The organism is Marinobacter sp. bablab_jr003 (assembly GCF_016464245.1).
GTDB classification, from domain to species: domain Bacteria; phylum Pseudomonadota; class Gammaproteobacteria; order Pseudomonadales; family Oleiphilaceae; genus Marinobacter; species Marinobacter vinifirmus.
The window spans coordinates 1-20,759 of sequence record NZ_JADARC010000058.1 but is presented as its reverse complement, the minus strand read 5'-3'; the positions used below and the strand labels follow the sequence as shown (position 1 = coordinate 20,759).

Annotated in this window: 18 protein-coding genes and 2 tRNA genes; 9 read left to right on the top strand and 11 right to left on the bottom strand. The window is 59.5% G+C overall.

The window, feature by feature from the left end; genetic code table 11:
- Positions 1–11: 11 nt before the first annotated feature.
- A complete protein-coding gene (gene rraA, locus H3Z84_RS06445) occupies positions 12–491 on the bottom strand; it encodes a ribonuclease E activity regulator RraA (RefSeq protein ID WP_022988086.1) in 480 nt (159 codons plus the stop codon).
- 31 nt (positions 492–522) lie between these two features.
- Positions 523–2,895 carry a phosphoenolpyruvate synthase gene (ppsA, locus tag H3Z84_RS06440; protein WP_199456898.1) on the bottom strand — a complete coding sequence of 791 codons (2,373 nt, stop codon included), beginning with the start codon at positions 2,893–2,895 and terminating at the stop codon, positions 523–525.
- A 112-nt stretch (positions 2,896–3,007) separates the two neighbouring features.
- Here ppsA and H3Z84_RS06435 point away from each other — a divergent pair, with 112 nt between their 5' ends.
- Positions 3,008–3,823: a pyruvate, water dikinase regulatory protein gene (locus H3Z84_RS06435; RefSeq protein ID WP_094624245.1), complete on the top strand. Its 816-nt coding sequence runs from the start codon at positions 3,008–3,010 to the stop codon at positions 3,821–3,823.
- On the opposite strand, the gene H3Z84_RS06430 is transcribed toward H3Z84_RS06435, so the two are convergent.
- Positions 3,820–6,744, bottom strand: a complete 2,925-nt coding sequence (locus H3Z84_RS06430) for an insulinase family protein (protein ID WP_199456897.1) — start codon at positions 6,742–6,744, stop codon at positions 3,820–3,822. The two genes, H3Z84_RS06435 and H3Z84_RS06430, sit on opposite strands and share 4 nt — an antisense overlap.
- A 100-nt stretch (positions 6,745–6,844) precedes the next feature.
- Between H3Z84_RS06430 and H3Z84_RS06425 the strand changes: the two genes are divergently transcribed.
- The 3 genes from H3Z84_RS06425 to H3Z84_RS06415 all read left to right on the top strand — a co-directional run bounded on the left by H3Z84_RS06425 (position 6,845) and on the right by H3Z84_RS06415 (position 9,813).
- Positions 6,845–7,300 carry a hypothetical protein gene (locus H3Z84_RS06425; protein ID WP_094624247.1) on the top strand — a complete coding sequence of 152 codons (456 nt, stop codon included), beginning with the start codon at positions 6,845–6,847 and terminating at the stop codon, positions 7,298–7,300.
- 115 nt (positions 7,301–7,415) lie between these two features.
- Positions 7,416–8,711, top strand: coding sequence for a PEGA domain-containing protein (locus H3Z84_RS06420; protein ID WP_199456896.1), 1,296 nt, complete (start codon positions 7,416–7,418; stop codon positions 8,709–8,711).
- Positions 8,712–8,766: 55 nt separating this feature from the next.
- Complete coding sequence (locus H3Z84_RS06415) at positions 8,767–9,813, top strand: response regulator (protein ID WP_199456895.1); 1,047 nt, start codon at positions 8,767–8,769, stop codon at positions 9,811–9,813.
- On the opposite strand, the gene H3Z84_RS06410 is transcribed toward H3Z84_RS06415, so the two are convergent.
- Positions 9,793–10,338 (bottom strand): nucleotidyltransferase family protein, encoded by a 546-nt coding sequence (locus H3Z84_RS06410; RefSeq protein WP_416225963.1) that lies wholly within the window; start codon positions 10,336–10,338, stop codon positions 9,793–9,795. The genes H3Z84_RS06415 and H3Z84_RS06410 overlap by 21 nt on opposite strands.
- Before the next feature lie 175 nt (positions 10,339–10,513).
- Between H3Z84_RS06410 and H3Z84_RS06405 the strand changes: the two genes are divergently transcribed.
- Complete coding sequence (locus tag H3Z84_RS06405) at positions 10,514–11,365, top strand: 6-carboxytetrahydropterin synthase (RefSeq protein ID WP_199456893.1); 852 nt, start codon at positions 10,514–10,516, stop codon at positions 11,363–11,365.
- Positions 11,366–11,562: 197 nt separating this feature from the next.
- Here the strand turns inward: H3Z84_RS06405 and H3Z84_RS06400 are convergent.
- The 3 genes from H3Z84_RS06400 to gltX form a co-directional block, all read right to left on the bottom strand.
- A tRNA-Glu gene (locus H3Z84_RS06400) sits at positions 11,563–11,638 on the bottom strand.
- 7 nt (positions 11,639–11,645) lie between these two features.
- Positions 11,646–11,721 (bottom strand) — tRNA-Ala (locus tag H3Z84_RS06395).
- 116 nt (positions 11,722–11,837) lie between these two features.
- On the bottom strand, positions 11,838–13,319 hold the full coding sequence (gene gltX / locus H3Z84_RS06390; RefSeq protein ID WP_058340108.1) for a glutamate--tRNA ligase: 1,482 nt from the start codon (positions 13,317–13,319) through the stop codon (positions 11,838–11,840).
- A gap of 140 nt (positions 13,320–13,459) precedes the next feature.
- On the opposite strand from gltX, the gene H3Z84_RS06385 reads away from it, so the two are divergent.
- Positions 13,460–14,374 (top strand): zinc ABC transporter substrate-binding protein, encoded by a 915-nt coding sequence (locus H3Z84_RS06385; protein ID WP_199456892.1) that lies wholly within the window; start codon positions 13,460–13,462, stop codon positions 14,372–14,374.
- Here the strand turns inward: H3Z84_RS06385 and H3Z84_RS06380 are convergent.
- A complete protein-coding gene (locus tag H3Z84_RS06380) occupies positions 14,351–15,265 on the bottom strand; it encodes an AEC family transporter (RefSeq protein ID WP_199456891.1) in 915 nt (304 codons plus the stop codon). The two genes, H3Z84_RS06385 and H3Z84_RS06380, sit on opposite strands and share 24 nt — an antisense overlap.
- Before the next feature lie 257 nt (positions 15,266–15,522).
- Between H3Z84_RS06380 and rnk the strand changes: the two genes are divergently transcribed.
- Complete coding sequence (gene rnk, locus H3Z84_RS06375) at positions 15,523–15,909, top strand: nucleoside diphosphate kinase regulator (protein ID WP_022988098.1); 387 nt, start codon at positions 15,523–15,525, stop codon at positions 15,907–15,909.
- 101 nt (positions 15,910–16,010) lie between these two features.
- The gene (locus tag H3Z84_RS06370; protein ID WP_199456890.1) at positions 16,011–17,189 is read left to right on the top strand and encodes a cytochrome P450; all 1,179 of its coding nucleotides are present in this window, start codon (positions 16,011–16,013) and stop codon (positions 17,187–17,189) included.
- A gap of 90 nt (positions 17,190–17,279) precedes the next feature.
- On the opposite strand, the gene selD is transcribed toward H3Z84_RS06370, so the two are convergent.
- Positions 17,280–18,317, bottom strand: coding sequence for a selenide, water dikinase SelD (gene selD / locus H3Z84_RS06365; protein ID WP_199456889.1), 1,038 nt, complete (start codon positions 18,315–18,317; stop codon positions 17,280–17,282).
- Positions 18,318–18,486: 169 nt separating this feature from the next.
- On the opposite strand from selD, the gene H3Z84_RS06360 reads away from it, so the two are divergent.
- Positions 18,487–19,650, top strand: coding sequence for a trans-sulfuration enzyme family protein (locus H3Z84_RS06360; RefSeq protein WP_199456888.1), 1,164 nt, complete (start codon positions 18,487–18,489; stop codon positions 19,648–19,650).
- Positions 19,651–19,720: 70 nt separating this feature from the next.
- Here the strand turns inward: H3Z84_RS06360 and H3Z84_RS06355 are convergent, their stop codons facing one another.
- Positions 19,721–20,497: an SDR family oxidoreductase gene (locus tag H3Z84_RS06355; RefSeq protein ID WP_199456887.1), complete on the bottom strand. Its 777-nt coding sequence runs from the start codon at positions 20,495–20,497 to the stop codon at positions 19,721–19,723.
- A gap of 160 nt (positions 20,498–20,657) precedes the next feature.
- The coding region (locus tag H3Z84_RS06350; RefSeq protein ID WP_199456745.1) for an IS3 family transposase at positions 20,658–20,759 on the bottom strand (102 nt) is incomplete at its 5' end.

The window sequence follows — 20,759 nt, the reverse complement described above, 5'->3', positions numbered from 1 at the left end:
CTGCCCCGGAATTACACCAGGGGCTTCTCGGAAACAATGATGCCGTTGTTATCGGCATAGACATACTGCCCCGGGTGGAACGTCACCCCGTGGAAGGTCACCGGAATGTTCAGGTCACCAATACCACGCTTCTCGGTCTTGCGCGGAATGGTACCCAGCGCCTGAACACCCAGATGGGTCTTGCCGATCTCGTCTACATCGCGGATGCAGCCATAGATAACCAGCCCGGCCCAGCCGTTCTCAGCGGCTTTCTCGGCCAGCATATCGCCCAGCAGCGCATTCCGCTTTGAGCCGCCACCGTCAACCACCATCACCCGGCCGTTGCCCGGCAGGCCAACCTGCTCTTTTACGATGGAGTTATCTTCGAAGCACTTAACCGTTACGATTTCGCCGCCAAACTGGCGAACACCACCGTAGTTGTTGAAACCGGCTTCCACCACCTGTACTTCCGGAAACTCGTCGCACAGATCCGGCGTAATAATATTGCTCACCTTGCTACTCTCCTTTTCCGAAGGTTCGTAATCAGTCAATCTTTTCGTCGGCCAGGAAGAACCAGGTATCCAGTACAGAATCCGGGTTCAGGGATACCGTATCGATACCCTCGTCCATCAGCCACTTGGCCAAGTCCGGATGATCCGACGGGCCCTGACCACAGATACCGATGTACTTGCCGGCCTTCTTGCAGGCCTGGATAGCGTTGGACAGGAGGATCTTCACCGCATCGTTCCGCTCATCGAACAGGTGGGCAATGATGCCGGAATCCCGGTCCAGGCCCAGGGTCAGCTGGGTCAGGTCGTTGGAACCGATAGAGAAGCCATCGAAGTGCTCCAGGAACTGATCCGCCAGCAGAGCGTTGGCCGGCAGCTCGCACATCATGATCACCCGCAGGCCGTTCTCGCCGCGCTTCAGGCCGTTCTCGGCCAGCAGGTTCACCACCTGCTCGGCTTCGCCTACCGTGCGCACAAACGGAACCATCACTTCCACGTTGGTGAGGCCCATCTCGTTGCGCACCTTTTTCAGGGCACGGCATTCCAGCTCGAAACAGTCACGGAAGGTTTCGGAAATATAGCGGGACGCACCACGGAAGCCCAGCATCGGGTTCTCTTCGTCCGGCTCGTACAAAGTACCGCCGATCAGGTTGGCGTACTCGTTGGATTTGAAGTCAGACAGGCGAACAATCACCTTCTTGGGCGCAAAGGCTGCGGCCAGGGTGGAAATACCCTCAACCAGCTTGTCCACGTAGAAGTCCACCGGCGAGGTGTAGCCGGCAATGCGCTTGTCTACGGTCTGCTTGATATCCCGCGGCAGGTTGTCGTAGTTCAGCAGTGCTTTCGGGTGCACGCCGATCATCCGGTTGATGATGAACTCGAGGCGGGCCAGGCCCACACCTTCGTTCGGCAGCGCCTGGAAATCAAAGGCACGGTCCGGGTTGCCCACGTTCATCATGATCTTGAACGGAATGCTGGGCATGGAATCGACGGTGTTCTCACGCAGTTCGAAGTCCAGCGCACCCTCGTAGATCATGCCGGTGTCGCCTTCGGCGCAGGACACAGTCACTTCCTGGCCATCGTTCAGCAGCTCGGTGGCATCGCCACAGCCTACGACCGCCGGGATACCCAGTTCACGGGCAATGATCGCCGCGTGGCAGGTACGGCCGCCACGGTCTGTCACAATGGCAGACGCGCGCTTCATAACCGGTTCCCAGTCCGGGTCGGTCATGTCTGTTACCAGCACGTCGCCGGGCTGCACACGGTCCATTTCGTTAATACTGGTGATAATTTTCACCGGGCCACTGCCGATCTTGTGGCCGATACTGCGGCCTTCCACCAGCACCTTGCCGGTTTCTTTCAGCAGGTAGCGCTCCATAACGTTGGCAGACGCACGGCTCTTGACGGTTTCAGGGCGGGCCTGAACGATGTAGATCTTGCCGTCATCGCCGTCTTTGGCCCACTCGATGTCCATCGGGCGCTGGTAGTGCTTTTCGATGATCATGGCCTGCTTGGCCAGCTCTTCTACTTCCGCGTCGGTGATGGAGAAGCTGTTGCGCTCGTCGTGGTCTACCTTCACGGTCTCCACAAACTTACCTTCGCCGGGCTCGGAATGGTAAACCATCTTGATGGCCTTGCTGCCCAGGTTACGGCGCAGCACAGACGGACGGCCCGCTTCCAGGGTCGGCTTGTGTACATAGAATTCGTCAGGGTTTACCGCGCCCTGTACCACTGTCTCGCCCAGGCCATAGGAAGAGGTGATAAACACCACGTCACGGAAACCGGATTCAGTATCCAGGGTAAACATTACGCCGCTGGAAGCGGTTTCACTGCGCACCATTTTCTGGATACCGGCAGACAGCGCCACCAGCTTGTGGTCAAAGCCGTGGTGAACCCGGTAGGAAATCGCACGGTCGTTGAACAGGGAGGCAAATACTTCTTTGACAGAAACACGAACCTGCTCCAGGCCAACCACGTTCAGGAAGGTTTCCTGCTGGCCAGCGAAAGATGCATCCGGCAGGTCTTCCGCAGTCGCAGAAGAACGAACAGCAACCGCCATGGACTCATTGCCATCCCGGAGTTTCGCGTAGGCTTCTTTCAGGGCATTATCAAGAACGCTGGGGAACGGGGTGTCGATCACCCACTGGCGAATCTGTGCGCCAACCCGGGCCAGTTCGTTAACATCGTTAACGTCCAGGGCATCCAGGGCTTCATCAATGCGGTCTTTCAGGCCATCGGTGGCCAGGAATTCCCGGTAGGCGTGTGCAGTTGTTGCAAAACCGCCAGGAACGGTAACACCTGCATTGGCGAGATTACTGATCATTTCACCGAGGGAAGCGTTCTTGCCTCCAACACGGTCAACATCGGACATTCCCAGGTGGTCAAACCAGATAATGTAATCTTCCAAAGCGTGGTCTCCCTTGAGTCTGTGTGGCGCGGAGTCTCGAATATGGCGGCTATGATACTGTAAGCTGCGGGAATTACCTAGGGACTAGCCTAAAACTGAACGGAAAGAAATCATGAAAAGAACGGCTTTTTTTATCTCGGACGGCACAGGGCTGACCGCCGAAGCACTGGGCCACGCGCTGTTGGCACAGTTTGAAAAAATCGATTTCGAACGGGTAACCGTGCCCTATATTGACGACGAAGACAAAGCCCGCGAGATGGTCATCCGCATCAACAAGGCCGCTGAAGTGGATGGCGAACGGCCCCTGGTGTTCGACACCATTGTGAACAGCACCATCCGCGAGATTATCAGCGATGCCGAAGGCTTCATGATCGATATCTTCGGCACCTTCCTGAGCCCGCTGGAGCAGGAACTGAGTTCGTCGTCGTCCTACTCGGTGGGCAAGTCCCACTCCATCAACAACGAAGGCAGCTACGAGCGGCGCATCCATGCGGTCAACTTTGCACTGGATAACGACGACGGCGCACGTACCCGCCACTACGACGAAGCAGACCTGATCCTGGTAGGCGCGTCCCGCAGTGGCAAAACACCTACCTGCCTGTACCTGGCCCTGCAGTACGGCATCAAGGCCGCCAACTATCCGATCACCGAAGAAGACCTGGACGACCAGAAAATGCCGGCGGCCTTGCGGCCCCATAAAGAAAAGCTGTTCGGCCTGACCATCGACCCGGAGCGGCTGGCCACCATCCGTAACGAACGGCGGCCCAATTCACGGTACTCGTCCATCCAGCAGTGCATGCACGAAATCGAAGAAATCGAGCTGATGTACAAGCGGGAACGCATCCCCTACCTGAACACCACGGCCTACTCGGTGGAAGAGATTTCAACCCGGATTATGGTAACCACCGGGTTGAAACGTCACCGTTAAAGCTCCTGGATAGCCAGCCCCAGCCCTTCGGCAACTTCCCGGTTGTCCGGGCTGGTGACTACCGCCACGCTGGCGTTTTCCGGCTTCAGCCAGGTGTCTGCCACCCGGCGCAGCTCATCCAACGTCACGCCCAGCACCCGTTCACGGAACCGGGCGCGCTGCTCTGGTGACCGGCCAAACAAGCCGTTATGGAACGCATGGCGGGCCGCACCGGCCGGAGACCGGGGCCGGTCAAGCTGGCCGATTACGCCCAGAATAGCTTCTTCCAGGGATTGGTGATCATGCTGTTCGGTGCGCAGCCATTCGAGCGCCGCATCGAAATCGTCCAGGGTTTCCGCCAGGCGTGGATCGCGGTACGAGAAGAACCGGAACACACCGTTCACACTGTCCTGCCCGGAACCACCACCGTAGGCGCCGCCCTTCTCACGAATAGCCCGGTGCAGGTAACCGTTACGCAGGAAGCCACCCAATACCGTCAGCGCTGCTGCATCCGGATGGTCCACGGCAACAGTACTGTAAGCCTTGGCGCAGAAGTTCACCTGGGTAGAGGTCAGCCAGGCTTCGCGGGTGTTGTAGTTCACCGGCTCCATGCTCCAGCTTTCGCTGGTTTCACCGCTGTCGTTCTGCCAGCAGGCTTTCAGGTCGTCCAGCATAGGCGCCAGCTGGCCATCTTCGCCAATCAGCAGGAACTGGCGACCCTGGTTGCGGATCTTGTCATGCAGCGCGGCCAGGCTGGCACAGAAATCCTTCAGGGCCTGTTCGTCTTTCAGGGACTTGTCCAGGGCCTTGGTACCCCGAATCCCTTCCAGGCCACCCAACCGGAACGTCAGCCAGGCGCCGGCGCTCAGACCCTGGGCGGCAGCACCCATGGCCAGTGCGTGGCCACTGCCGGTGACCGCCTGTTCGCGGCGGGCACGGGCCTGGGCCACGATTTCGCGAATGCGATCATGCTCGTCAAACCGCACACCGGTATACACATCTTTCAGCAGGCGGGTCAGCGCCGCGCTGTTGCGGGCCAGGGCCTTGCCGCTGAAGATCAGGTAGCCGGACATAGCCTGTACGTCGTCAATCCGGCCCTTGGCGGTGAAGGATGCGCCAATGCCGCCGGATTCTGCGGAAATACGATCCTGCATCTGCAGGTAATCCAGGTCGCCACAACCCAGCTCGGAAATCAGGGTGGTGTAGTAAGGCAACAGCAGCAGTTCGTCTTTGCTCAGGGCCGGAAGTGGCAGCACAACCTGCTGGTACACCAGGCCGTTGGTGCCGCGGGCATAAACCGTAGCGCCAATTTCAGCATCGTAACTGCCGACTGGCTCCGGCATCTGCAGGGGCACATCGTCCAGCCCTACCTTCGGCAGAATGGAATCGTCGTCTTTGCGCAGCTGGCGCTCTTCCAGCGCCTGTGCCCGCTCGACAATCTGCTGCACTTCCTCTTCGCTCAGGCTGGCCTTGCGCTTGGCCAGGGTTTCCCGGATCGCCTTCTGATGCTGGCTTTCCAGGTTTTCGTCCGGGCGCAGGGTCAGGGTTACCCGGTGCGGGTTATCCAACAGTTTGCGACGAATCAGGCCTGGCACGTAGTCCGGGTCTTTGATCTTTTCACGCAGGGTAGCCAGTACCGGCTCAAGGTCCAGCAGCTCCACCGGATCCCCGCCGTGCACCATGGGTGAAATCGCGTGCATGATCAGCTGCAAACCATAGGGGAAGCTGTCGCCAGCGATCTCCCGCTGATGCAGTTCCAACTGGTGCAGAATGGCTTCCAGCCGCTCCTGGCTGATGCCTTCATCGGCCACTTTCTGCAGGGTAGACTCCACCAACTGCTCCAGCTCGGCACGGCGCTCCGGCTCACTGCCCTCAATACCGCATACAAAGGTCATTTCCCGGTTGGAATCTTCCAGCCCGCACATGGGCGATGGCGCGTGGCCCAGATCGGTGGTTTCCAGCGCCCGCATCAGCGGTGATGCACTGTTTTCCAGCAAAACGGAAGACAGCAGCTGGCCTTCAAGGTTTTCCTGCAGGTCAAAGCTGTGGCCCAGCAACCAGCCCATCACAATGTGGGTTTTGTTCTCGGTGCCTTCGCCGTCATTCACCGCATAGCCCTGCTCTACCCGCATAGGGGCGAACATGCGCTTTTCGTCCCGCACCGGCAGCTCGATATCCAGCTTGTCGAACCGCTTCAGGGCCTGCTCTTCGAACTTCTCGTGGTGCTCGTGCGCGGGAATATTGCCGTAGGTGGCAAAAATCGCGTTGCTCGGGTGGTAGTGGTGCTTGTAGAACTTCACCAGGTCATCGTAGCTGAGGTCTACAATATGGTCCGGCTCACCGCCACTGTTGTAGTGGTAGGTGGTGGTCGGGAACAGGTGGCTGGTCAGGTTCTGCCACAGCTGGGAAGTGGGCGCACTCATGGCCCCCTTCATTTCGTTATAGACCACGCCCCGGTACACCAGGTCGCTGGACGGGTCGTCCGGCTTGTCGAACTCCAGGCGATGGCCTTCCTGGGCAAAGTCCAGCGGGTCGAGCTTGGAGAAGAACACCGAATCCAGGTACACCGACAACAGGTTGTCGAAGTCCTTGCGGTTCATGCTGGCGAACGGGTAGGCGGTCCAGTCGCTGCTGGTAAAGGCGTTCATAAAGGTGTTCAGGGAACGCCGGATCATCATGAAAAACGGGTCGCGAACGGGATAACGCTCACTGCCGCACAGTGCCGTATGCTCGAGAATGTGCGCAACACCGGTGGAGTCCATCGGGAAGGTACGCAGGGCTACGAAAAACACGTTCTCGTCGTTATCTGCCGCCAGGTGAAGATGGCGGGCACCGGTTTTCTTGTGGCGATACTCCTCAACCTCCAGGTTAAGGGTGCCAATCCGGTGACTGCGAATTTTCTCGAAAGCCGGATGGATTGCGTTGTCTGTCGCTGCAGCCATTAAAACGATCCTGTGTATTGAACAATTGGAGAATTACAGGGTAACACGTACTATCGGATATGATGCACGGAACGGACTCAACAAGGTAGCCTGCCGATTTATGACAGACCATACCCAGAAGCACATAGACTCTCCTGAAGTAGCCGCCTGGTGGGCCGAACGCCGCCGGTACCTGGAGCAGATCCGCAAAACACCGGAACTCAGACAGCAGTTTCGCAAGGAAGTTGCCCTCTACCTGCTGCGCCGCGCCCTGTGGTGTTACGGTTTCTTCCCCGTGGTGATCGCCTTCTGGCTGCCCTTTGTACTGTCCAGCTTCAACCCGGTGGTTATGGCCAACAGCCTGATCCCCATGCTGCAGGAGTTCGTTGCCTCCAACCCGGAACAACAGGCCACCACCCTGAGCACCCTGACCATCGCCTGGCTGTCCATCGGCAGCTTTTTCCTGGTGTTCGACTTCGTTCTGACCCCGTTCCGGTCACCCTATGAATATGAAGCCGATGTGTACATGAAGGCGTGGGAGCAGGTTAACCATGACCCGCTTCCGGACAAAGTGTGATTTGGCCAGCATTCTGACCAACTACAGGCGGTTTCTGTTACATAACGTTGCAGACAGTGGTTAAGATGAAACCATAACAAAAGCATCCGGAACGTATGGATCACGAGGTTTCATCATGGTCGATTTCAGACCACTGCTGTTCATCAACGCGCTTGCCCTAATGCTGCTGGTTACCGCCGGATTTGCCTCGGTACGCAAAGACATCACCCTGCCCGTAGTCCAGGCGTCCGAGGTGGAAGCCGTCATTACCAAAGCCAGTGCAGAGCCAGGCCCGGAGCCCGCCGAAACCCCGGAACCGGTCTTTGCCGATGCAGAACCCGAACCTGAGCCCGAACCAGAGCCTGCCCCGCAGGTTCAACCCGAGCCGGCCCCGGAACCCGAACAGCCCCTGATTGCCGAACCCTTCTCGGTTGAACCCATGGCCGAAGAGCCGGAAATGCTTGCCATGGCCGAGCCCGTAGTTGCAATCTCAGCCCCGGCTGCCACGCCGGCACCAAAGGCCGAACCCGAAACTGCCGCCAAACCTGCCCCGGAGCCCGAACCGGCCACCACCGGCAAGCTGGTACTGCGCTCCAACGTGGTGGGCGATGTGGTCACCATTAACGGCCGCAACTATGGCGCCACCCGCCTGGATCTGGAACTGGACCCCGGCCGTTACGACGTCACCATTGCCAAGCCCGGCTACCAGCCCTGGACCAATTCGGTGGCCCTGAAAGCCGGCCAGCAGATGACCCTGGTTGGCCAGCTCGAAGAACTCACCCGCGTAGAATTCCGCAACGGCCAGTGGCTGGGTAGTGTTAAAACCGGCGATGGCACATACGAAGACGATACCGGCCTGCGTTACGAAGGCCACTTTATCGATGGCAAGTTCCACGGTGAAGGCACCGCCTGGTATCCGGATGGCAGCCGCTACAACGGCCTTTTCGAACGCAACGAATTCCATGGCAAGGGCACCCTGGCCCGGGCCAACGGCGACACCCTGACCGGCAACTGGGCCCAGGGCAACCTGCACGGACAGGGTTCCCTGACCACCACCGGCGGCATGCTTTATGTGGGCGGCTTCCGCAATGGCGAGTTCCACGGCCAGGGCGCACTCACCTACCCCGATGGCCGCACCTATGAAGGCGAATTCTCCAATGGTGAATTCCACGGCCAGGGCACAGAAATTTTTGCAGACGGGAAGAAGTACGATGGGCAATACATGGAAGGAAAATTCCATGGCAAGGGGCTGCTGCGCAACCCCAACGGAAGCTCCATCGAAGCCACTTTCCGCCACGGTGAACCCTACGGACAGGTTCGCCTGACAACCGCAGCCGGCGAAATATTTACCGCCCGCTCAACGGAACCCGGTGTGTGTTATCGGGAGAAAAGCTATCGGGCCACCCAGTGCCCGCAACTGGAAGGCTGGTAATCAAAAACCCGGTCGCAGCACCCACGCGTCAGCAGTAACAGGTTGAGGAAGTGACATGCCAATCAAGAATGCTCTGCTTGTGGACGACTCCAAGGTAGCCCGGTTTGCCCTCAGCAAACTGCTCGAGAGTCGTGACATGGAAGTGAACATGGCAAGCTCTGCCGAGGAAGCCCTGGACTTCCTGAAAAACAACGGCCGCCCGGATGTGATCTTCATGGATCACCTGATGCCCGGCATGAACGGCGTAGAGGCCACCAAGGCCATCAAGGGCAACCCGGACACCGCCGGCATTCCGATTATCATGTGCACCTCCAAGAAATCCTCCGATTTCACGGATGAAGCCAGGAACTTCGGCATCTACAGCATCCTTACCAAGCCGCCCCAGACCGACCGCCTGGAGCTCGCCCTGCAGGAGCTGGCCAACGATGTAGAGCACGGCACCTTGCCGGAGCCGCCGGCCGAGGTGGAATCCGCCGAGGTCGAACCGAAATCCGAGATCAACCTGAACGGTCACGCCGGTGCCGATGTGGTGCCGCTGACCAGCGACCTGATTGAACAGATTTCCCGCTCGGCGGTTAAAACCCACATCAACAATCGCCTGCACGAGCTGCTGAGCGACCTGTTTGATGAACAGTACGACCACCTGAAACGGGCCCTGGACGACTCCCGGAGCAAGCAGGAAGCCGAGCTGGAAGAACGCCTGAACGCGCTGTCTGCCATGGTAGACGACCGCACCCGCAACCTGCGGGACGACGTAGCCGCCGAGGTAAACATTAACCTGGGCCGGGAACTGTCGGCCCTGAAGAAAGAACTCTCGAAAACCGCCGGCTTTACCCCTGATCACATGGCCGAGCTGAAAGACCACATCACCAATGTGCAGACCATCGACACCGAGTTCTGGCAAACCCTGCAGTCTGAAGCCATTCAGCAGGCCCACGAAATCTCCCGCGAAACCGCGGAAGACATCGCCCAGCGCACCATCGACCTGTACGTCTCGCAGCAGCGCTCCGCCAACTCCCGCATGTACACGCTGGGCCTGGCCGTGAGCCTCGGCATTTTCAGTGTGGGTATCGCCTGGCTGTCAGGCCTGTTCGGTGCTTAACACCGCACGTACCTGACGCCAGTCGCCGGGGGTGTCGACATCCTGTTGCACCCCGGCAATCTCTACCCGTCCGGCTCCCGCACGGTTCAGGATAACACCCGCTCCGGCATCCCCTTCCAGCTGAAATACCTGCGGCCAAAGGGCCCTCGGAATCCACGCCGGCACTCCCGTTCTGCGCCCGTAACTGGCACCCAGGGCTTTTGCCGGGTTATCCCGGGCCTGCCGGGCCAGCTGCTTCAGGCCGTCAACATCCAATAACGGCTGATCCCCCAACACCACAAACACGCCCAATGCCTTCGGCCCCAGGGCGGCCACACCCGCTTTCAGGGACTCCGCCAGCCCTGCCTGCCAGTTGTCGCACACAATCCAGCTTGCCGGCTGCCTGTGGCAGCGAAAACGCACCAGCGGATATCCGGCACCGGCCACCACCGTGATCTGCGCCGACAACTGCCGGGCCTGGCCAATGGCGTTATCCAGCAACGTGCCCCGCCCCGGAACCCGCAACAACTGTTTGTAATGCCCCATACGGGAGGCACGGCCCGCCGCCAGCACCAATGCCGGAAACTGCTGATCGTGAGAACAAGGGTTGATGGTTAAGATGCCGGATTCCTTAATCGCGTGGTTAGCTGCAGTAAACTGCTGAATCCCGCGATTTTTGCTAGAATTCCGCCACCATGCAACCAAATCAGCCGGACCATTCATGAACCACCTCTTTGTCGACAACCTCACCGTGATTGACTTCGCCTACCTGGACCCAAGCCGGGGCCTTGTGGGTGAAAGCTGGATTGCAGACGTGGTTCTGGGCGGCGAACTGGACGATCAGGGCATGGTGTTCGATTTCAGCCTGGTCAAACGCACCATCAAACGGGTGATCGACGAGCGGGTAGACCACCGCCTGGTGATCCCCCGTGGCTATGAAGGCCTGCACTGGGACGAAGAAACCCCGGACACCTTTGTCTGGGACCTGACCGACGGCAGCCGCATCGAACACCGCTCACCGGATGAAGCCGTGGTGTGGCTGTCCTCAGACCGCGTAGTCCCCTCGGCCGTAGCCGCCCTGCTGGAAAAAGAACTGATGGCAGTGCTGCCCGGCAACGTCACCTCCGTGGAAATCAATCTGCGGGAAGACGTGATCGAAGGCGCTTACTACCACTACGTACACGGCCTGAAGAAACACCTGGGCAACTGCCAGCGCATCGCCCACGGCCACCGCTCCCCCATCCGCATCGACCGCAACGGCCACCGGGACTACGACCTGGAAAACCGCTGGGCCAAACTGTGGAAGGATATCTACGTAGGCACCGAAGAAGACGTAACCCGCCGCTTTGTGGGCGACGACGGCGCGGCGTACATCACCTTCGAATACGAAGCCAACCAGGGCGAATTCGCCCTCACCCTGCCGGAAAGCCGCGTATACATGCTGGACACAGACACCACCGTAGAGCTGATTGCCGCGCACATTGCGGACACGCTGAAGGCAGAGTTTCCGGAAGACGAGATTCGGGTGAAGGCTTATGAGGGTGTGGGCAAGGGAGCGATTGCTGCCCGCTAGGGATCCAACTCTCCCAGGGGGCAAACTTTCCCAGGGGTCAGACTCCCCAACGGGGGTCTGACCCCCATTCTCCGAGCTATAAGGGGTCAGACCCCCGTTGGGGAGTCTGACCCCGGGGGCAAATTCTAGGCACAAAAAAACCGCCCGAAGGCGGTTTTTTTGATGGCTATCCGGTGGACTAAACCGTCAAGCCGTATTGGCGTCCCCTAGGGGGTTCGAACCCCTGTTGCCGCCGTGAAAGGGCGGAGTCCTAGGCCACTAGACGAAGGGGACTAGAAATTGGTGGAGCCAAGCGGGATCGAACCGCTGACCTCAACACTGCCAGTGTTGCGCTCTCCCAGCTGAGCTATGGCCCCTCAACGGATGCGTATATTAAGGATCCGCCCCGGGGGCGTCAACACTTGAAAACGCTTTTTTTAAAGTTTTTTGAACATCCCTGTTCACATCGTTCAATTATCCGGCAAACCGCTTATTAAATACCCAAAGCGGCGTATTCTTTCTCGACTTTCTTGGTTTCTTTCTTGGAGAAACCACCCATCACGTCCAGCGCGGTGCGCAAACGGGCGCGGGTCATGTCCGGGCCAAGCAGGGCCATGGAGTCCATCACCGACCAGGAATTGGGCGTTCCGGCAATGGCCACGAAGATCGAGAACATGAAATCCCCCATCTTCAGGTCCATGGCCTTGGCCAGGGCCTTGATGTCGGCAAAGATGGTTTCCTTGCTCCAGTGGCGCTGGGCCTCCAGCTTCCACAGGGTGAACTGCAGCACCCGCTTGACCTGGGCTTCTTCCAGCTTGTTGTGGGCGAAGTCTTCCGGCTTCAGGTTCAGCATGCCGCTGAACATGAACTGGGCCATGGGGGCTACGTCAGAGAACACCTCTGCCCTGCCCTTGATGTGCGGCACCAGCGCTTGCAGGTCATCACGGTTGAACCACCACTGATGCATCCGCTCCATGAACTGTTCGTCGCTCAGCTCATCGCGAATCCACTGGCCGTTCAGCCAGCGCAGCTTCTCTACATCAAACACCGGGCCACCGAGAGACACACGCTGGATGTCGAAGTTCTCGATCATCTCATCCAGGGTGAACTTCTCGCGCTCGTCCGGCATGGACCAGCCCATGCGGCCCAGATAGTTGGTGACCGCCTCCGGCAAAAAGCCCATGCGCTCGTAAAAGTTGATGCTGGTGGGGTTCTTGCGCTTCGACAGCTTGCTCTTGTCCGGGTTACGCAGCAGCGGCAGGTGGCAAAGCTCCGGCATGTCCCAGCCAAAGTACTGGTACAGCAGCTTGTGCTTGGGCGCGGAGTTGATCCACTCCTCACCACGCAGCACGTGGGTAATGCCCATCAAATGGTCATCCACCACGTTAGCCAGGTGGTAGGTAGGCATGCCGTCGGATTTCAGCAGGATCTGGCAGTCCACCTGGGCCCAGTCAATTTCGATGGTGCCCCGGAGCATGTCCTGGATCTCGCACACACCCTCGTCCGGCACCTTCATGCGGATAACGTAAGACTCGCCGGCATCCAGACGGCGCTTCACTTCGTCTGCCGGCAATTCCAGGTCACCCTTGATACCCGGGTTCAGGCCCTGGGCCTTGCGCTCTTCGCGGATGGCGTCCAGTTCTTCCGGGGTGCGGAAGCAATAGAAGGCATGGCCGGCAGTTACCAGGTCTTCTGCGTACTGGCCGTACATGTGCTTACGCTCAGACTGGCGATAAGGGCCGTGGGGGCCGCCCACATCGGGGCCTTCATCCCAGTTCAGGCCCAGCCAGCGCAAGGCCTTGAGAATATCCTGCTCGGATTCCGCCGTGCTGCGGGCCTGGTCAGTGTCTTCAATGCGCAGAATGAACTGGCCACCGTGCTGGCGTGCAAAACACAGGTTGAACAGGGCCACGTAGGCGGTACCAACGTGTGGATCGCCGGTGGGCGACGGGGCAATTCGGGTGCGTACTGTCATGAAACCATCCTGAAAATAAGTGGCCGATTTATAAAGGGCGCATTATAGCGGCCATGGGGCGGTTTCGCATGATCGGCTTTGCACCAACTGCCGTTAATGTAATATTATAACGTTTCAGGAAATCATCAGGATTCAGTACCATGAAACGCAACACCCTCTCTCTCGCCCTTGGCATGGCCGCGGCCGTTACCGCCTTTCCGGCCTCTGCCGCCAACGTTGTTACCTCCATCAAGCCACTGGAACTGCTGGTGAAAGCGGTGGCCGGCGACAGCGTGCAGGTTTCAACCCTGGTACCTGCCGGCTCCAGCCCCCACAACTACACCATGAAACCCTCCCAGCGCCGTGCCCTGGAACAGGCCGACGCCATCTTCTGGGTTGGGCCGGAAATGGAAACCTTCCTCAGCCGCCTGCTCGGTGGCCATGAATTTGACGGCAGGGTGGTGGCCTTTACCGAAGTACCGGAAGGCGAAGACGAGCATCACGAAGAAGAACACGATGACCACGGCCATGCGCACGACCACGGAGACGGCGAAGACCCGCACATATGGACAGACCCGCAACTGGCCCTGGACATGGCACGGGACATTCACGCCAGACTGGTCACGCTGGAGGATATGAATAAAGAAGAACTGGACGCCAACCTGGCCCGGTTCGAGCAAGACCTGAATGCGGCAGAACGGGACATCAAAGCCAGCCTGGCACCGCTTCACAGCATCAGCCTGTTTGCCTACCACAGCGCCTTTGAACGCTTTGCCGAACACTATGAACTGCAGCTGGATGGCGTGCTCACCCTGAACCCGGAGCTGTCCCCCGGCGCCCGGCATATTGCCGAAGTGCAGGACAAACTGCGCCAGGCCAACCAGCCGTGCCTGCTGACCGAACCCCAGTTCAACCGCCAGTGGTGGCGTTCCATCACCGAAGGCCTGGACGTGACCTTCAGCACCTGGGACCCGCTGGCCACCGATATCGAATCGACCAGCGAAGGCTACATCCAGTTCCAGCAATCCATTGCGGACGCTGTACTGGAATGCCTACCAGAACAGGCTCAGCATTAACGGAATGGTGACCATCGCCAGCAAGGTCTGCCCGCTGATGATACCCGCCATCAGCGGCGCATCACCGCCCAGCTGGCGTGCCAGGATGTAGGCCGAGGTGGCGGTAGGCAACGCTGCCAGCAACACCGCCACCTGCACCAACAAACCACTCAGCCCCAGCGCCCAGGCCAGCCCCACCACCATGGTGGGGAAGGCCAGCAGCTTCAACCCCGACGACACCAGGAACGGCGCCGAAGCACCCCGCAAGGCGCTTAGCTGCAAGCCAGCCCCTACCGTCATCAGGCCCATGGGCAGCGCCAGGTTACTCAGGGGCGCCAGAATACCCGCCAGCAGCGGATGAAACCCGATCTGGAACCAGCTCCACAGCACCCCCAGCACCGAACCGACAATCAGCGGGTTGGTCACAATCGCCCGCAGCACCTGCACCACGCTGATCTTTTCCTGCCCCGCTACCAGCGAAAACATCAAAATGCACAGCAGGTTCAGCAACGGCACCATAATGGCCACCGCGATGGCCGTCAGGGACAACCCGTCATCCCCCAGCAGCATTCCGCCCGCCGCCAGGCCCACATAGGAGTTAAAGCGAATAGCGCCCTGATACACCGAGGAAAATACCGGCCCGCTCCAGCGCCAGAACAGCTGAACCGCCACCAGCACCGCCGTCATCGCCAGTAGCATGGCCACAATCAGCAACGCGGTGTCGGCATAGGCCGAGGCCGGCAACCTGGCCTGCCCCAGCTTGAACACCAGCATGGCCGGGAAAAGGATGTAATAGGTGAACCGCTCCGCCTGGGGCCAGAAATCCCCACCCGGGAAGTTCAGCCGCCGTAAAACATGGCCCAACATGATCAATACGAAAACCGGAAACAGGGCCTGTACAACTACCGGCATGCCATCATCCTTTTAACCGTTGCCATTTTGCTCTTTGGGGGTTAGATTCAGCCTATAGCATCCTATAACGGACTGATTCGAACAACGTGAACAGCCAGATTTCCTGTATTCACACATCCTCTTTGGCACTGCGGTCTTCCTCTGCGAACACCGGCAGGGCTGCTATCCGCCTCTGATTTCGCTGAATCCACCTTACAACCCTTCCGGATTCAGCGCTTAAAACCAAACATTGTTGAACCATTTTTCCGGAGATTTCTATGTCTGAATTACCCTCTATTACTGTTGCCGAAGAAGATTACAACCGCCTGAGCACCCTGCTCGAGCGCATGGCCGGCAAGTCCGACGTCGCCGACGGCCTGGAAGACGAACTCAGCCGTGCAGACCTCGTGCCCCTGGCAGAAATGCCCGAAGGCGTGGTCACCATGAACTCGCTGGTGCGCTTTGTGGATGAAGACGCCGGCAAAGAACACGAAATGATGCTGGTTTACCCCCACGAAGTGGGCGATGCAGACCACAAGGTGTCCATCCTGGCCCCGGCCGGTGCCGCCATGCTGGGCCTGAGCATCGGCGACAGCATCGAATGGCCCATGAAAGGCCGCAAGCCCATCCACCTGAAGGTGGTGAGCGTTACCCGCGGCGCATAAGCAATTTCCTTTACAAATGTCATAAATTGACATTTCTCCAAATGGCCAGCGGCCTCCGGTGTTAGCCTGAAAGCAAGCTAACGAGACCATCAGGAGGCCGTATGACCGAACAGCGCCACGAAGACTGGGACCCAAGAGCCGCCAGCGTACAGAAAGACCAGATCCGCGCGTACGACGACATGCGCGAACGCTGCCCCGTGGCCTGGAGCGACTACCAGCAATGGACGCTGTTCCGCCATGCAGACGTCATGGCCGTACTGGAAGACCACGACACCTTCAGCAACGCCGTGTCTGCTCACCTGTCTGTTCCCAACGGCATGGACCCGCCCGAGCACACTCCCTATCGCAAAGTGATCGAACCCTACTTCGCCCCGGAACCCATGGCCCGGTTCGAACCCATTTGCCGTGAGATTGCCCGTGGGCTGGTAAGCCAGTTGGCCAAGGGGGAAACCGTGGATGTGGTCGATGCCCTCAGCCGCCCCTTCGCCCTGCATATCCAGTGCGCCTTCATGGGCTGGCCCGAGCGCCTGCACGAACCCCTGGCGGAATGGGTACGCAAGAACCACCGCGCCACCCTCGCCCGGGACCGCGATGCTATGGCCGCTGTGGCCCAGGAATTCGACGGCTACATTACCGACATGCTTGAAACCCGCCGCCAGGCCGGCGACCAGGCACCGGACGACGTCACCACCTCGCTGATGCGTGAACAGGTAAACGGCAAGCCCATGACCGATGACGAACTGGTCAGCCTGATGCGCAACTGGACAGTGGGCGAACTGGCCACCATTTCCGCCTCCGTCTCCATACTGCTGAACTACCTGGCTCAGCACCCAGCCTTAATGGCCGACCTGAAAGCCGCACCGGAGCTGCTGCCCGAAGCCATCGACGAAATCCTGCGTATGGACGCCCCGCTGATCTCCAACCGCCGGGTAACCACCCGCGAAGTCGAAATCGGCGGCCGCACCATTCCTGCCGGCGAGAAAATCACCATCCTCTGGGCCTCCGCCAACCGGGACGAAGCCGAATTCGGCAACCCGGACAGCTACTGCCCGCACCAGAACGCCGGCAAAAACCTGCTCTACGGCGCCGGCATCCACGTATGCCCCGGCGCCCCCCTGGCCCGCATGGAGCTGCAGGTATTCATGGAAGAATTCCTGAAACAGATATCAGCCGTAGAGAGCGCAGAAGGCCACCAACCAGAACGCGCCATGTTCCCCACCGGCGGCTTCAACCACCTGCCCCTCATCTTCCATGGGGGTCAGACCCCCGGTACATTTTGACCCACAAAATGTATTCGGGGTCTGACCCCGGATACAAAAAAGCCGCGCCGGGTTTGGTACCGGGCGCGGCTTTTTTGATTGCGGGTGCTATCAGTCTTCGATGAACACCAGGCTCTCTTCAGAACCGGCTGCTTCCAGACGACCCAGCGGCTGAAGCTCCAGCCCCTGCTCGCGGGCCTTGGCTTCGAAGGCTTCGCGGCTGCTTTCGGCTACGCTCACCATCAGACCGCCACTGGTTTGCGGATCGCAGAACAGCAGCTTGTCGGCCTCGGTCATGCCGGAGATCGCCTTGCCGAACGCCGCGGCGTTGCGGTGGGTGCCGCCCGGGATGCAGTCGGCATCAATGTACGGCTGCAGGTTTGGCAGGGTCGGAATCGCCTTGCGGCTGACGGTAGCCTTCAGGCCACTGCCCCGGCAGATTTCCAGCAGGTGGCCAGCCAGGCCGAAACCGGTTACGTCGGTCATCGCATTCACGCCATCAATCTGTGCGAACACCTCGCCCACCTTGTTCAGTGTCGACATGTTCTGCACCGCCACGGCCAGGTCTTCCGGCGTTACCTTACCCTTCTTGGAGGCACTGGTCAGAATGCCCACGCCCAGCGGCTTGGTCAGATACAGCAGGTCGCCCGCCTTGGCGGTGTCGTTGCGGATAATGCGATCAACCGCCACCTGGCCAGTCACCGCCAGCCCGAAAATCGGCTCTGGCGAATCAATACTGTGGCCACCGGCCAGGGCAATGCCTGCCTCGGCGCACACGGCACGGCCGCCATCAATCACCTTCGCGGCAATCTCCGGCGCCAGCTCATTCACCGGCCAGCCCAGAATCGCAATCGCCATCACCGGCTTGCCACCCATGGCGTACACATCACTGATGGCATTCGCCGCTGCAATCCGACCGAAATCGTACGGATCATCCACCACCGGCATAAAGAAATCGGTGGTACTGATCACGCCAATCCCGTTACCGATATCGGCCACCGCGGCATCATCCCGGCTGCTGTTACCCACCAGCAGTTTCGGATCATGAAAATCCGGCATATCGGTGTGCAGAATCCGGTCCAGAACATCCGGCGCAATCTTGCAACCACAGCCCGCGCCGTGGCTGAATTCAGTCAACTTGATAGACAAAGCGTCTTCCTTCTTTGGGTTGAAGCAACTCGGTTATCGTCACAATACGCAACAGTCTACAATGCGGCCTACTCCCCGGCCAATAAAACCACCGGGGTCAGACCCCGGGTACATTTGGTGCCATCAAATGTATCGGGGGTCTGACCCCTAAAAAGTGACAGGAACCACCATGAACCACAAAGGCCCCGCCACCCGCATCATCCACAACCGCCGCCACAAGGATCAGTTCGGCAGCCCCTACTCGCCGGTGTACAACACCACCACCTACCGGTTCGAGAACACCGCCGCCTTGCTGGATGTGATTGAAGGGCGCAGCGAAGGCAACCTGTACACCCGCTGGGGCACCAACCCGAGCATCCGTGAACTGGAACAGGGACTGGCCGGGCTGGAGCAGGCGGAAGCGGCGCTGGCGTTTGGCTCGGGTATGGCGGCGATTTCTGCAACGCTGCTGGCCCACGGTCGCAAGGGAATTGTCTGCGTGGGGGACCTTTACGGCGGCACCCAGGAATTGCTTAAAAATCACTGCATGGCCCTGGGCATTCCGGTCACCTTCCTGTTCCGTGAAGAACAGAACCGGCTGGCACACGAGCTGGGCGAATCGGGCAAACTGGTGTATTTCGAAACCCCGGCCAACCCGAACATGGCCATCCTCGACATTCGCGCCATCGCAGAAACCGCCCACCAACACGGCGCCTTAGTGGCCGTCGATAACACCTTCGCCAGCCCCATCAACCAGCAACCGCTGGAACTGGGAGCAGACCTGGTACTACACAGCGCCACGAAATACCTCAGCGGCCACAGCGACATCACCGCCGGTGCCCTGATGACCTCAGCCGAACTGGCCAAACCGGTAGCCGCCTGGCGCAAAAACCTGGGCCAGCTGATCGCCCCGGAAACCGCCGCCCTGCTCTCCCGCAGCCTGCGCACTCTGCCGGTGCGCATCCGCCAGCACAACGAAAACGCCATGGCGGTAGCTGAAGCCATGGAACAGCACCCGAAAATCACCAAAGTGCACTACCCCGGCCTGCCCTCCTTCGAAGGCCACGACCTGGCCCAACAGCAGATGACCGGCTTCGGCGGCATGCTCAGCATTGAAGTGGAAGGCGGCCAGCAAGCAGCTGAAAAAGTGGCAGATTCCCTGAAAATCTTCCTGCTCGCCACCAGCCTGGGCGGCGTAGAAAGCCTGGTCAGCCAACCCAGCGCCACCAGCCACCACGGCCTGAGCCGCGAAGAACGCCTCAAACGCGGCATCGGCGACGGCATGCTGCGCCTGTCCGTAGGCCTGGAAGATGCCGAAGACCTGATCGCCGACCTCAACCAGGCCCTCTCCTGATGCGGGGTCAGACCCCCGATAAATTATCCTCCAGAGCGGATTTTTATCGGCGGGTCAGACCCGCCACCGATCACCGGCTAACCAAAAAATCCGCCAACCGGCGCGTCATAAACCCCGGCAACAACTTGTTGGTGAACCACAACCCCCGGGCCCGCCAGCCCGGGATCACCATAAAGCGCCGGGCATCAATGCCCTTGCGAATCTGCCGCACCGCATAATCCAGCGGCAGGGTGCCGGCCATCAGTTTCAGGGCTTCCGTTTGCTTCGGCCTGTTCAGCCGCTCCGCTTCCACCATCGGCGTTTCGACCTCCGGCGGGCACACCACGGTTACATCAATCCCCTTCTGCGCCAGCTCAATCCGCAACACCTCCGCCAGCCCAACCACACCGTATTTCGAAGCGCAGTAAGCGGCATAACCGTAACAGCCCACCAACCCGGCCATGGAAGCAATCAACACCAACTGCGAGCCGGATTTCAGGTGAGGCAGCGCCCCCACCACCACATTGCGGGTGCCAACCAGGTTAATGTTGATCACCCTGGCGTAGGTGTCGTCATCAATCGCCTCGAAATCCGCTGCGACGCAAATGCCAGCACAGTGAATCATCACATCGGGCTCAGCCTCCCGTGCGGCCTCTGCAAACACCTCCCGCACCTGCTCCGGCCGGGTGACATCCATCGCGTACGCCCGCACCTTGTGCGCCCCGGCCAGCGCCGAAAGCTCCGCCACCGCCTGCTCCGCCGGCTGCACATCAAACAAAGTCACCGCTGCGCCCGTGCGCAAATAACTCCGCGCCAGCTGCAACCCGATACCACTGGCCCCGCCGGTAATAAAAACCTGTCGACTCATAAAACCCACACTCCGCTCATTGAACTTGTTATTCCGGTAAACATACCAACCCACCCCGCCACAAACCTTGGCCCAACCGACACACTGCGGGGGTCAGACCCCCAATACATTTAGCCACACGAAATGTACTGAAGTGACCCCTAAAACTTGGACAGTTTAATCAGGCTGCAGCGGCAGCCTGCTCTCTGTACTCCACCGGAGTCAGGCCATTTAATGTCAGCCGGATCCGGTGGTGGTTATAGTAGTCAATGTACTGCTCAAT